Source organism: Rhizobiaceae bacterium, from assembly GCA_023953845.1.
Taxonomy (GTDB): domain Bacteria; phylum Pseudomonadota; class Alphaproteobacteria; order Rhizobiales; family Rhizobiaceae; genus Arvimicrobium.
The window spans coordinates 133,015-145,270 of record JAMLJC010000002.1; the positions used below are offsets into that span (position 1 = coordinate 133,015).

Consider the following 12,256-nt stretch of genomic DNA (forward strand, 5'->3'; position numbering starts at 1 on the left):
CATCTCGCGGCCGCCTCGGGTCAGTCGACGACGATCAAATCGCGGGCGACGTCGCAGAGCCGTTCGCCGCCGCGATCCGTCACGACGAAGGATTCGGAGATCGCGATTCCGTAGCTGTCGAACCAGACGCCGGCCATGAAATGAAAGCACATGCCGGGCTGCAACTCGGTCCTGTCGCCGGGTCTGAGGCTTACCGTGCGTTCGCCCCAGTCGGGCGGGTACGCCAGACCGACGGGATAGCCGACGCGGCTTTCCTTCTTGAGGCCATTTCTGCGCAGCACCGCCTGCCATGCCGCTTCGACCTCTTCGGCGGTATGACCGGGCCGGGCCTTTTCGAGGCCGGCATCGACGGCCTCGACAATGGCCCTTGCGGTGTCGCGATAGAGTTGGGGCGGCTCGCCGAAATGCACGGTGCGCGTCAGCGCGGCGTGGTAGCGCCGGCGCACACCGGCGATCTCGATGATGGCGAGCCCATTGTCCGGGAGAGGTGCGTCGGTCCAGGTGAGGTGCGGCGTCGACGTTCCCGCGCCGACCGGCACCAGCGGGCAGATCGCGGCATAGTCGCCACCGGCGCCGGGAATACCCATAATCTGCGCATGATAGATTTCGGCGACGATGTGGTTCTGCGGCACGCCCGGCCGCATCTTGCCGATGGCCCGGTTCATGGCATGGCTGCAGATCGCGCCAGCCTCGCGGATCAGAGCCAGTTCCGCTTCGGACTTCACCAGCCGCGCCCAGTTGACGAGATCATGGTTGCTGGCAAAGCGGGCGTCGGGCAGGCCGGCGATCAGATGGGCATGGCAGCGGGCGGTATAGTAGTGCGCATCCATCTCGACGCCGATGCGGGCATTCTCCCAGCCCCGTGCGCGGACGAACCCGGCGAGCTCGTCGTAGGGATGCTCGACCGGATGCTGCACGAGCCGCTCCGAGAATGGCACGATGCTCGTTTCGGGCAGGCCGGTCGTCATGCGGGCACTGGCGGCGTCCTGCGTCCGACCGAACCAGATCGGGCGATCTTCCTCCAGATGCACGAGCACGCATTGCGGGACGTAGAAAGACCAGCCGTCATAGCCGGTCAGCCAACACATGTTGGCGGGGTCCTGGCAGACGATGAGATCGAAGCCGGCATCGACCATGCGCGCCTTCACGTCGGCGAGCCGTCGCGCATACTCAGCCTCTTCGAACCTGCCGGCGCTCATCGGAATCCACCCTCCTTCCGGTTGGGCGCGAGATCACCGCTGTGGCGAGCTCTTCCCAACATGTGCACAACTAGAGACGTAAATCAAAAAAGCACAACGTAAAACAAGCAATTTTGACAGGTATTACGATATCGCTTGCGATGTGTCTAGGTCAGTTGTATACGTCTTGATATGGGATGTGCCGAAGCGCATCCCTGATCGATGTCGTCATCGAAACGAAAAGGGGAACATATGTTCAGGTCACCAATGTCCCGCCGCACAGTCGCGCGCGCGGCTGCCATGCTGGCGCTCACCGCAACCACAGCATTCATGGCGCTGCCGGCCCAGGCCCAGTCGACGCTCGAGCGCGCCAGGGCCGACGGCTATATCCGCGTCGGTTTCGCCAACGAGGCGCCGTTCGGCTACGCGACGCCCGACGGCAAGCTGACCGGAGAGGCGCCGGAAGTCGCGAAAGCGGTGTTGGCCAAACTCGGGATACCGCAGGTCGACGGTGTGCTGACGGAGTTCGGCTCGCTCATTCCCGGCCTGAAGGCCGGCCGCTTCGACGTCATCGCCGCCGGCATGTTCATCAACCCGAAGCGTTGCGCCGAAATCGCCTTCTCCGAGCCGTCCTACGGCATCGGGCAGGCGATGCTCGTGCCGGCCGGCAATCCGAAGGGCGTTAAGGACTATTCGACCTTCGCGGCGAATTCCGACCTCAAGCTCGCCGTGATGGCCGGAGCGGTCGAGGGCGGCTACGCCAAGGAGGCCGGGGTTTCGGATGGCCAACTCGTGATCCTGCCCGATCAGTCCAGCCTCGTCGCCGCCGTGCAGTCCGGCCGCGCGGATGCGGCTGCGCTGACGGCGCTCTCCATCGCCGACATGGCCAGCAAGGCCGAGGGCGTGGAATCGACGACGCCGTTCGGCGAGGTCGCCGGCAAATCCGTGAAGGGTCATGGCGGCTTCGGCTTCCGCAAGGAAGACACCGATCTGCAGCAGGCGTTCGACGCCGAACTCAAGGCCTTCCTCGGCTCGCCGGAGCACATCGCGCTGGTCGAGCCGTTTGGCTTCGGCAAGGACTACCTGCCCAACAAGACGACTGCGGAACTCTGCGCCGGAGAATAGTCTCCCCGACTATCGGCGGCGCAAAGGCGCCGCCTCCCATTTTCGGAGAGGCAGATGGGAATCGGCACACTGTTTGCAATGCTGGCGGCGTCGCTCGCCGCCATAGGCCTGCTGTCGCTGCAGGCTGACTACGCCGTGTTCATGCCCGGCTTGCTGCAGGGGGCGTGGCTGACGTTCAAGATCGCGATCCTCGGCAGCGTGCTGGCCGTGGTGATGGGCGTGCTTGCCGCGCTCGCGCGTCTCTATGGCGTATTGCCGCTGCGTTGGCTGGCAACGGTTTATGTCGAGATATTCCGCGGCACCTCGGCGCTCGTCCAGCTCTTCTGGCTGTTCTTCGTCCTGCCGCAGTTCGGCATCCTGATCGATGCCTTCATAGTCGCCGTGCTGGCTCTCGGCCTCAATGTCGGAGCCTACGGTTCGGAGGTGGTGCGCGGTGCGATCCTCTCGGTTTCCCGTGGCCAGTGGGAGGCCGCGACGGCGCTCAACATGAGCCGCGGCCAGATGCTGCGGCGGATCATCCTGCCGCAGGCGTTCATCGCCATGATCCCTCCCTGGGGCAATCTGTTCATCGAACTGCTGAAGGCGACGTCGCTCGTGTCGCTGATCACGCTTTCGGATCTCGCCTTCAGGGCGCAGCAGATGAACCAGACCACGCTGAGAACAATTCCGATCTTCACGCTGGTGCTTCTGATCTATCTGGCGATGTCGCTGGTGATCACGATCGGCATGCGCCTGCTCGAACAGCGCGCCGCGGTCGGCCTTGCCAGGGGGAGGGCGGCATGATCTGGGACTGGGCATTCGCCTTCGAAATCCTGCCGCAACTCGCGCGTGCCGCGATCATCACGGTCGAGGCGACGATCCTCGGCTTCATTCTGGCGGCCGTGCTCGGGCTGGTGTTGGCCATCATTCGCATTGCCATGCCGAGGTCCGACATAGTCGTGTCGGTGCTGGTCGAGCTGATCCGGTCCACCCCTCTGCTGATCCAGATCTTCTTTCTCTATTTTGTGCTGCCGAAATTCGGCCTCGTGCTCGAAGCGTTCACGGCGGGCGTGCTGGCAATCGGAATCCACTACGCGGCCTATTGCTCTGAGGTGTACCGCTCCGGCTTCGACAACATCCCGCGCGGGCAGTGGGAGGCTTCCATTGCCCTTAACCTTTCGCAGTGGACGACCTTCAAGGACATCATCATCCCGCAGGTGATCCCGCCGATCGTTCCGGCGCTCGGCAACTACCTGGTGGCGCTATTCAAGGAAACGCCGCTGCTTTCCGCGATTGCCGTGCTGGAATTGATGCAGACGGCCAAGATCATCGGCTCGGAGACGTTTCGCTACACGGAGCCGATCACCCTGGTCGGCGCCTTCTTTCTGTTGATGAGCCTTGTGTCCGCGACGGGAATCCGCGTCCTTGAACGCATGCTCAACCGGAGGACCACGCGATGACCGAACAGCCCATGGTCCGTTTCGACAAGGTCTCGAAGCGCTACGGCAACTTCACGGTGCTCGACGGTCTCGACCTCGACATCGCGCGTGGCGAGAAAGTGTCGATCATCGGCCCTTCCGGTTCGGGAAAGACGACCGTGCTGCGTATGCTGATGACTCTGGAGACCATCAATGACGGCGTCATCTGGATCGAGGGCGAACCGCTGACGCATATGGAGCAAAAGAACCGGCTCGTGCCGGCGAACCATGCCCATATCCGCCGCATCCGCGCCAAGATCGGCATGGTCTTCCAGTCCTTCAACCTGTTCCCGCACATGACCGCGATGGCCAACTGCATCGAAGCGCCGATGACCGTGCTCGGTATGAAGCGGGCGGATGCGGAGGCGCGCGCGGCCGAGCTTCTCGAAATGGTCGGGCTCGCCCAGAAGAAGGGGCACTACCCCGCCCAGCTTTCCGGCGGACAGCAGCAGCGCGTGGCCATCGCCCGCGCGCTTGCCATGCGGCCGAAGATCATGCTCTTCGACGAGGTCACCTCCGCGCTGGACCCGGAACTGGTCGGCGAAGTGCTGCAGGTCATAAGGCAGATCGGGCGCGAGCACGATCTGACGATGCTGATGGTTACCCATCAGATGGGCTTCGCAAAGGAGTTTTCCGATCGCGTCTGCTTCTTCTATGAAGGTAAGATCTGCGAACAGGGGCCTCCGAACGAGCTGTTCGGGGCTCCGAAGAATGAACGGACGCGACAGTTCCTGCGCGCGGTCCTGGAGGCTGGATGACCCTTGAACTGGATTCGGTAGCCGAACAAGCTGCGGCGGAGCCGTCACGTCCCCTTACCGCACGTGAACGGTACGAACGCATCTATCTTGTCTTGCGGGACCGCATCTGCCTGCTCGAATATCCGCCCGGCAGCCGTCTTTCGGAAGAAGAGCTCGCGCAGGAATTCCAGACCAGCCGCACGCCGGTGCGGCGCGTCCTGGCGCGTCTGGAATCCGAGGGTCTCGTCCAGTCCCTCCACGGCGTCGGCACGATCGTCACGGACGTCGACATCGAGGAACTCCAGCAGGTCTACCATCTGCGCCTCGAACTGGCGGAATTGATGGGGAAGCTCTCCCCGATCCCGCGCACGGCGACCGATCTCGAGCGTATCCGGACTTTGATCAGGCGTTGCGACACTGAAATGCGCAATCCCGATCAGCGCGCTTTCCTGCGTCTCAACATGGATTTCTTCCAAGAGCTCAGCGCGATGACCGGAAACCAACCGCTGCGGGACATCAGCGAACGGCTCTATTTCCAGGTGGCGCGCGTTGTCCTCAAAATGATGCCGCAACTCGGGCTGGTCGAGGAGTTCACCGCCTTCCGCCGGGAGATGATGGAGACGCTTGCGGCCGCTGAAATCAACGATTGGGAGTCGATCGGGCATATAAGACGAGCCCATATCTCCATGAGCTTCCGGCGCATGATGCTCCATCGCGGCGAAGAAGTTGCGGATAAGGCGCGCAGGACGTTGTAATTGCGCCCACGCATTCAATAGCCGCGTTCCGGGTCCACCACGTTCAGGAGCGGCTGGCCGTTCCGCCAGCGCGTCAGATTGTCGGCGAACATGCGGACTGCCTTAAGGTCCCAGCCGTCGTAGACGGATGCGCAATGGGGCGTGACGATGACGTTCTCGCAAGCCCACAGGGGATGGTCCGCCGGCAGCGGCTCGGTCGCGAACACGTCAAGCGCCGCGCCCTTGAGCCGTCCGGTATCGAGCGCCGAAAGGAGTGCTGCCTCATCGACCACGCCGCCGCGCGAAATGTCGATCAGGACGGCGGAAAGCTTCATCGCTGCGAACGCTGCGCTCCCGATCAGACCGCGCGTGTTCGGTAGAAGCGGCACGCAGCAGACCACGAAATCCGCGCGTCGCAGCAAGGCAAGGAGGGCGTCGGGGCCGTGGACCTCGTCGAGGTCCGGCATCGGTTGCGGACGGGCACGGATGCCGAGCGTCTTCATGCCCATCGCGTGAGCGCGCCGCGCCACGGCTTCGCCCGTCTTGCCCAGGCCGACGATCAGAACAGTCTTTCCCTCGATCGGTTCGACGCGCCCTGCCGCCCATTGCCGCGCCTGCTGGCGGCGCGTGAAACCACGCAGATCGAGCGAAAAGGACAGCATCGCGCCCAACGCATATTCCGCCAGCATGTCGGCTGCGACTCCCGCCGCGTTCGTGACGGTCAGTCCGGAAGGGTCCCATAGTCCCAGATGATCGGTGCCGGAGCCTCCGACCGACACCCATTTCACGGTCGGGCTCTCGACGAGAGACTGCCGCGGAAAGCGTGGCGTTCCGTCGAAACGGACGGAATAGACGACTTCCGCCGCCATGCGCTCGATCATGCTCGGCAGTTCCGCATATGTCTCGCAAGCGCGCACGGAGAGGTCGGGGTGGGTCTCGCGCAATATCGCGAGACCCGGCTCGGGCCGGTCCGTGTGCAGTATGACGGACGGCGCCTTCGACATGCCGGCCTAGAACCGAATATGGTCGGCCAGGCTGCCCAGCGTCGCGAGCAGAGCTTCGCCGGCAGCTTCGGTTGGGTTCTCATGCGGCGCGCGCAGGTTGAGCCAGCGCTTGTCGCCGGAACGCACCGCCAGCAGGGCCTTCATGGATGAGATGAGGCCGGCGTCCTGGACCGCCTTGCGGAATGCCTTGACCGTAGCGTCGGCCTCGGTGACGTCTCTTCCGGCGATTGCGCCGTCATAGAGCGCACGGATCGCAGCCGCGTTGAGGTTGACCGTCGCGGAGATACAGCCGGCGCCGCCGCTTGCAAGGCCTTTGGTGAGCTGGGCCTCCGAGCTCGGGAAGACGGCGACCTTCGGTGCGGCCGCGATCACGGCGGCCGTGTTGTCCCAGTTGCCGGCGCTGTCCTTGTACGCCACCACCGTCTCCGGAAAGGCTTCGTTGAGCCGAGCGGCAAGGGCGGGACTGACGGGAACACCGGAGTTCTGGGGAATATGATACAGGATCATGCGCATGGCAGGATTGTCCACGCGCTCGATCAACTCGCTGAAGTAGCGGGCCTGACCGTTGTCGCCGACGGCGGTGTAGAAGAAGGACGGCAGCACCATCACCGCCGCGCAGCCGAGCCCGACGGCATGGGCAGTGAGATCGGCGCTTTCGGGCAGGGCGGTCACGCCGGTTCCGGGCATCAGGCGATCGGGCGGGATGCCTGCCTCGACCAGCCATTCAAGCGCCTGCTTGCGTTCGTTGAGCGAGACGGACAGCGCCTCGCCTGTGGTGCCGAACGGCGAAAGATAGTGCGCGCCCTGATCCAGTACCCACCTGGCGTGCGCAATCCAGAGGTCGCGCGCGATGCGACCGTCATTCTCGAACGGCGTCAGGATCGGCGCGATGGTGCCTTGGGGACGGGTCATGCGTTTCCTTCCAACTATAATTGTCCTGTGAGCAATGTTTTGTGACAGCCGCCACGGTGCGAACAAAGAAAGCCGACGCTGTGATATCGAAAAGCACATCGAATGCATCGCCGGAACGGAAAAGCACGGCTTCGACATGGCCGACGCGCGTTTGCGCAATCTCGTCGGAACCGAAATATGCGCGCCTGAGATCAAGTGCGCAGAGCCGCCTCATTCCTTTCTCCAGATCGGGGCCTGACAGGCGCATCCATGCCCAGCCCTCCTCGCGCCAGGACAGGTATCCTTTCGGGCCTGTATCGCGGTGCCACGCCGACTTGAGTGCAGCAAGCGCGTCCGCCGCGCCTTCAGCCAGCAACACGATATCCTCCTTGCCGAGACGCAGCACGCGCGTGTCTCGATATATGCCGATACGGTTGACGGAGGGGAGGGAAACACCTTGAGCGGCTAGCCAGTCGGCGCTGCCGGGGCCTTTCAGGCCGAAGCGGGGGCTCGCGGTCATATCTGCCAATGCGAAGGAGCCAGCCGGCAGCGTAGCGCCATCAGCGGCACCACCGGGCATGAAGGGAAAGATGCGAAGCGGCTCGGCCATCGCCTATATCTCCTGCCGCGTGTTCGACGGATCGAAGAAGGCATGGCCGACGACGGGAGCTTTCACAATCCGCCCGTTGCGGCATTTGACGCTTACAACGCTGCCGGAACTGGCATCGTCGATGTGAACATAGGCGAGGGCGATATAGCGACCGACGGTCGGCGAGAAGCCGATCGAGGTGATCTGCCCGACTGGAGCATCACTGCGCAGCACGAGGCAGCTCTCGCCGGGAATATCGTCGGCGCCTTCCGCAAACTGCAGGCCCACGAGCTTGCGTTTCTGCCCAAGCCGCGCGCGCATTTCGATGGAGCGCTTGCCGACGAAGAACGGCTTCTTCCTGGAAACCGCCCAGCCGAAACCGAGTTCGTCCGGCGTGGTGATCGCGTCGGTATCCTGGCCGATCAGGATATGGCCCTTTTCGAGCCGCAACATGCGTGAGGCTTCCAGCCCGTAGGGCCGCAGACCGTGTAGCTGCCCGGCTGCCATGACCGCATCCCACAGCGCCGAAGCATAGCTGGAAGGACAGTGCAGTTCGTAGCTGAGCTCACCGGTGAAGCCGATACGCATGATCCGTACAGGAACGCCGGCAACGATGCCTTCGCGGCCTGCGAGGTACGGAAATGCCTCGCGGTCGAAATCGATGTCGCTCTCCAGCGCCTGAAGAACCAGCCGGGCCTTCGGACCGGTGAGGTTGATGCCGGAGAACGCGCCCGTCAGGTTGAGCACGTCGATCCTGAGGCGCCATTGCGCGTTCCAGAACAGCATATCCGCATAGACCCGGGCGCCCGCGCCCGTGGTCGCGGTGACGTAGAAACGATCTTCCGCCAGGCGATAGGCGACGCCGTCGTCGACGACCGAGCCCATCTCGTTGAGCATCAGGCAGTAGCGGACGCGACCGACCGGCTGGTTGGCGTGCGCCATCGTATAGAGGCGATCGAGAAATTCTCCGGCATCCGGCCCCCGCACTTCCAGCTTGCCGAGCGTCGAGACGTCGAGCAGGCCGACGCCCTGCCGGACGGCCGTGATCTCATCGCGGACGATCCTGCTCATATCGGCGGGATCGCCATAGAAATAGGGTCGCCACCATGCGCCGATAGGCTTCATCGCGCCATTGAGCGCAAGGTGCCGCGCGTGCAGTGCGGTGCGGCGCTCAAGCTGCTCGTGATGGCCGGCAAGGACGCCAAGCGTCTCGGGTCCGACGGGAGGGCGGGCGGTAGTGATGCCGACGTCGCCGACTGCGCGTCCTGTCGCCTCCGCCACGATCCGCGCGGTCGCGAACGCCGAATGCCGGCCTTGGCTCGGCCCCATGCCGACCGTCGTGAAGCGCTTGACGAGCTCGATCTCGCGATAACCCTCCTTGACGGCGTTCTGAAGGTCCTTGACCTGCAGGTCCTCATCGAAATCGACGAAGTCGCGCCCCCTAGGATGCGCCTCGACTGGCTGAACATAGCGGGGGCGCGGCGCTGCGGGCTCGGGGTCCGGCTCGGATTCGACGGCATGGCCGAGCTGCGCAAGTGCAGCCCTGGCAGCGCGACGACCATCCGCGATGGTAGCGCCGAGTTCGTCATGACCGGCGACACCGCCTGCCAAGCGGACAGATTCATCGGGAATTGCAAGCGTCATTGCGCCGGTGGTGTTGTCGTATCCGACCTTCGCGCCGGCCTGACAGGGAAGCTGCCAAGCAGGCACCTGACCGATCGAGACTGCCAGAAGATCGCAGTCGATCCAACGTCCGCCGATACGAACACCGGAGAGGTGCCTGTTGCCTTTGACCCCTCTGGCCTCTTCGACCGTCGCGCCGCGCTCGACGGCCATCCCTTTCGATCGCAGCTCCGCTTCGAGCGGACTGGCCTCGCCGATGCCCCTCGGGTCGGCGACCAGCGCAATCGCTACGCCCGCGTCGGCCAGATCGAGCGCAACACGGTAGCCGTCGTCATCGGCTGCAAGCACGACGGCCTTGCTGCCTGGCCGCACGCCGTAATGGCGGATCAGGCGCTGCACCGCGCTGCCCAGCATGATGCCCGGCAGGTCATTGTTGCGGAAGACGACCGGCTGTTCGATGGACCCGGTGGCGAGGATCACCTCGCTGGCGCGGGTTCGATAGAGACAATCGCCCCGGATCAGCGGCAGCCAGTTGTCCTCGTACCATCCGTTGCAGATGGCGCCGGTCAATACGCGCAGGTTCGGCAACGAGGCGAGACGAGACGACAGGTCGGAAAGCGTCGCAGGATCATGGCGGCCGTATGTCAGCGAACCGCCGATCTCCGGGTTTTCGTCGCAGAGCACGACATCCGCGCCGGCTTCGGCGGCGGTGATGGCGGCGGCGAGCCCGGCCGGCCCGCCGCCGACGACCAGCACGTCGCAGTGCAGATGCGATCTGTCGAAATGGCGATGCGGGGCTGTCGTATCCACCACGCCGAGCCCGGCCTTGCGGCGGATCATCGGTTCCCAGAATTTGAGCCAGCTATCGCGGCGCGGACCGATGAAGGTGCGGTAGTAGAAGCCGACCGGCAGAAAGCGGCCCAGCCTGTCGATGATTGCGTCGCGATCGCGTTCAAGCGAGCCGTTGACGTTTTGCGCGGTGACCCGCATGCCTTCCCGGATCGGCGTGCGGTCGGCCGCGACATTCGGCTCCGACGGCAACTGGACGAGCGTATTGGCCTCAGCCGCAGCCATGCTGAGAACGCCGCGCGGACGATGGTATTTGAAGGAGCGGGAGAGCAACCATTGCCCTGCTCCGGCAAGCGCGCTGGCGATGCAGTCCCCTTCGTAGCCTTCAAATGGCTTGCCCTCGAAGGTGAAGCGAATGCGGCGCCTGCGATCGATCCGGCTTCCGTATGGCTCTGGCAGTCTATTCATGACCGCCGGCGCGTCCCGATGCCTCGAAGGTACGGATGATTTCGTTGGTCACGAGATCGCGTTCGGCGAGGAAGAAGAAGTTGCTCGGCACATGCCGCCACCACTCGACCACCGTGCCTTTGCGATTCTCGGCTCGGAAGAGATGTCGCGACCACTCGGCGTCGGCGGTATCGTCAGGTTCGGGCGTATCGCGCACTGGACCGAACGACTGGAACTCGTCGATGTTGCGTGGGCCGTTCATGGGGCAGGTGAGCAGCTTCATGATCAGTGGCTTGCGGCGGTCGCGCCCATTTCGTTGAGCAACTGGAAGGTTTCGAACCGTTCGAGCGCGAAGGGCTTGAGGATGTCGGGCACGCGGCCATCGGCAATCGTCTCGGCCATGCGCTTGCCGGCAACGGGCGTGGCCTTGAAACCCCAGGTTCCCCATCCGCAGTCGAGCCACAGATTGGCGAGGGGACTCGCGCCCATGATCGGGCTGTAGTCGGGCGTCATGTCGGTGATGCCGGCCCATTGCCGGAGCAGCTTGACGCCCTGCAGGAACGGGAAGAGGTGCACGGCGCCTTCGGCCAGATGCTCCTTCATGTCGAGGGTCGAGCGCGTGGAGTAGAGCTGGTAGGGGTCCGAGCCGCCACCGATGACGATCTCGCCGCGCGAGGACTGGACAAGGTAGGTGTGGAGGGAGACGGACGAGACCAGCGTGTCAAGCCAGGGCTTGAGAGGCTGCGTCACCATCGCCTGAAGCGGGTAGCAGCGGATCGGAAGCTCGACGCCCGCCATCAGCGCCACGTCGTAGTTCATGCCGCCGGTGGCGATCAGTACCTGACCGGCGGCGATGCGCCCCCTGTTGGTGTTGACCGCCTGAATGCGGTCGCCGGCGACCTCGAAACCTTCGACCTCGGTGCGCTGATGGATCTCGACGCCGCGCCGTGCCGCCTGTGCGGCATAACCCCAGGCGACCGCGTCGTGACGCGCGGTTCCTCCATCGGCATGCCAAAGGCCACCGATGATTTCGAGCTGGCCGCCATAGTCCATGTTGAGAAGCGGAACGATCTTCTCGACACCCTTCTGGTCGACCACTTCGATGCGCGTTCCCAGATGCTTGCCCATCTCGGCGCGTGTGTGAAAACTGCGCAGCGTCGTTTCCGTGTGGGCGAGCGTGAGCTGGCCGCGCTGGGAGAACATGACGTTGAAGTCGAGCTCTTCGGAGAGGCGTTCGAACAGCGCCACGCCTTCCTTGTAGAAAGCGATGCCTTCCGGCGTAATGTAGTTCGACCGGATCGTCGTGGTGTTGCGCGCTGTGTTTCCGCCGGCGAGATAGCCCTTTTCAAGCACCGCCACGTTGCGGATGCCGTGATACCTCGCAAGGTGATACGCGCAGGAGAGCCCATGTCCGCCGCCACCGACGATGACGACGTCGTAGGCGGGGCGCAGGTCGGGCGTCGCCGGGATGTCGCCGCTCACCGGATAGTCCCGGCTGAGGCCGTATTTCAGCAGCTTGAAAGGCATCCGGGACTCTACCGCCGTTCCGGATGCGGCGCGGCGACCGCGAAGAGGGCACGTTTCATGCTGACCCGGCGACCGTTTTTCCTCGTACCGGGGAAGACCAACGCCGGACGGCGCAGTTCAAGATAAGCGAGGCGAATGGCCATGTCCGCACGCAC

12 protein-coding genes are annotated in these 12,256 nt (G+C 64.1%); 5 read left to right on the plus strand and 7 right to left on the minus strand.

Annotated features, from left to right (window positions below; genetic code table 11):
• Nucleotides 1-20: 20 nt before the first annotated feature.
• Nucleotides 21-1,199, minus strand: coding sequence for a M24 family metallopeptidase (locus M9955_22820; GenBank protein ID MCO5084475.1), 1,179 nt, complete (start codon nt 1,197-1,199; stop codon nt 21-23).
• A 246-nt stretch (nt 1,200-1,445) separates the two neighbouring features.
• Between M9955_22820 and ehuB the strand changes: the two genes are divergently transcribed.
• From ehuB to M9955_22845, 5 genes are read left to right on the plus strand one after another with little or no spacing between them, the layout of a single operon-like run.
• Entirely contained in the window at nt 1,446-2,303 is an 858-nt protein-coding gene (gene ehuB / locus M9955_22825) for an ectoine/hydroxyectoine ABC transporter substrate-binding protein EhuB (GenBank protein MCO5084476.1), read from the plus strand.
• Nucleotides 2,304-2,357: 54 nt separating this feature from the next.
• On the plus strand, nt 2,358-3,086 hold the full coding sequence (ehuC, locus tag M9955_22830) for an ectoine/hydroxyectoine ABC transporter permease subunit EhuC (protein MCO5084477.1): 729 nt from the start codon (nt 2,358-2,360) through the stop codon (nt 3,084-3,086).
• Nucleotides 3,083-3,742, plus strand: coding sequence for an ectoine/hydroxyectoine ABC transporter permease subunit EhuD (gene ehuD, locus M9955_22835; GenBank protein MCO5084478.1), 660 nt, complete (start codon nt 3,083-3,085; stop codon nt 3,740-3,742). The genes ehuC and ehuD overlap by 4 nt, the downstream gene beginning before the upstream one ends.
• A gap of 11 nt (nt 3,743-3,753) precedes the next feature.
• Nucleotides 3,754-4,518 (plus strand): ectoine/hydroxyectoine ABC transporter ATP-binding protein EhuA, encoded by a 765-nt coding sequence (gene ehuA / locus M9955_22840; protein MCO5084479.1) that lies wholly within the window; start codon nt 3,754-3,756, stop codon nt 4,516-4,518.
• Entirely contained in the window at nt 4,515-5,252 is a 738-nt protein-coding gene (locus M9955_22845) for a GntR family transcriptional regulator (protein ID MCO5084480.1), read from the plus strand. The genes ehuA and M9955_22845 overlap by 4 nt, the downstream gene beginning before the upstream one ends.
• A 14-nt stretch (nt 5,253-5,266) precedes the next feature.
• Here the strand turns inward: M9955_22845 and M9955_22850 are convergent, their stop codons facing one another.
• From M9955_22850 to M9955_22875, 6 genes are read right to left on the minus strand one after another with little or no spacing between them, the layout of a single operon-like run.
• Entirely contained in the window at nt 5,267-6,235 is a 969-nt protein-coding gene (locus M9955_22850) for a D-2-hydroxyacid dehydrogenase (protein MCO5084481.1), read from the minus strand.
• Nucleotides 6,236-6,241: 6 nt separating this feature from the next.
• On the minus strand, nt 6,242-7,147 hold the full coding sequence (locus tag M9955_22855; protein ID MCO5084482.1) for a dihydrodipicolinate synthase family protein: 906 nt from the start codon (nt 7,145-7,147) through the stop codon (nt 6,242-6,244).
• Entirely contained in the window at nt 7,095-7,736 is a 642-nt protein-coding gene (locus tag M9955_22860; GenBank protein MCO5084483.1) for a hypothetical protein, read from the minus strand. The genes M9955_22855 and M9955_22860 overlap by 53 nt, the downstream gene beginning before the upstream one ends.
• Nucleotides 7,737-7,739: 3 nt before the next feature.
• Nucleotides 7,740-10,595: a 2Fe-2S iron-sulfur cluster-binding protein gene (locus M9955_22865; GenBank protein ID MCO5084484.1), complete on the minus strand. Its 2,856-nt coding sequence runs from the start codon at nt 10,593-10,595 to the stop codon at nt 7,740-7,742.
• A complete protein-coding gene (locus M9955_22870) occupies nt 10,588-10,857 on the minus strand; it encodes a sarcosine oxidase subunit delta (GenBank protein MCO5084485.1) in 270 nt (89 codons plus the stop codon). The genes M9955_22865 and M9955_22870 overlap by 8 nt, the downstream gene beginning before the upstream one ends.
• Nucleotides 10,858-10,859: 2 nt before the next feature.
• Entirely contained in the window at nt 10,860-12,101 is a 1,242-nt protein-coding gene (locus M9955_22875) for an FAD-dependent oxidoreductase (protein MCO5084486.1), read from the minus strand.
• Nucleotides 12,102-12,256 lie beyond the last annotated feature (155 nt).

Excerpts from the sequence above, each read along its gene's own strand:
- M9955_22865 (MCO5084484.1), bottom strand. The coding sequence starts at position 10,595 with ATGAATAGACTGCCAGAGCCATACGGAAGCCGGATCGATCGCAGGCGC.
- M9955_22850 (MCO5084481.1), bottom strand. The coding sequence starts at position 6,235 with ATGTCGAAGGCGCCGTCCGTCATACTGCACACGGACCGGCCCGAGCCG.
- M9955_22855 (MCO5084482.1), bottom strand. The coding sequence starts at position 7,147 with ATGACCCGTCCCCAAGGCACCATCGCGCCGATCCTGACGCCGTTCGAG.
- M9955_22845 (MCO5084480.1), top strand. The coding sequence starts at position 4,515 with ATGACCCTTGAACTGGATTCGGTAGCCGAACAAGCTGCGGCGGAGCCG.
- M9955_22875 (MCO5084486.1), bottom strand. The coding sequence starts at position 12,101 with ATGCCTTTCAAGCTGCTGAAATACGGCCTCAGCCGGGACTATCCGGTG.
- ehuD (MCO5084478.1), top strand. The coding sequence starts at position 3,083 with ATGATCTGGGACTGGGCATTCGCCTTCGAAATCCTGCCGCAACTCGCG.
- ehuC (MCO5084477.1), top strand. The coding sequence starts at position 2,358 with ATGGGAATCGGCACACTGTTTGCAATGCTGGCGGCGTCGCTCGCCGCC.
- M9955_22860 (MCO5084483.1), bottom strand. The coding sequence starts at position 7,736 with ATGGCCGAGCCGCTTCGCATCTTTCCCTTCATGCCCGGTGGTGCCGCT.
- M9955_22820 (MCO5084475.1), bottom strand. The coding sequence starts at position 1,199 with ATGAGCGCCGGCAGGTTCGAAGAGGCTGAGTATGCGCGACGGCTCGCC.
- ehuB (MCO5084476.1), top strand. The coding sequence starts at position 1,446 with ATGTCCCGCCGCACAGTCGCGCGCGCGGCTGCCATGCTGGCGCTCACC.
- M9955_22870 (MCO5084485.1), bottom strand. The coding sequence starts at position 10,857 with ATGAAGCTGCTCACCTGCCCCATGAACGGCCCACGCAACATCGACGAG.
- ehuA (MCO5084479.1), top strand. The coding sequence starts at position 3,754 with ATGGTCCGTTTCGACAAGGTCTCGAAGCGCTACGGCAACTTCACGGTG.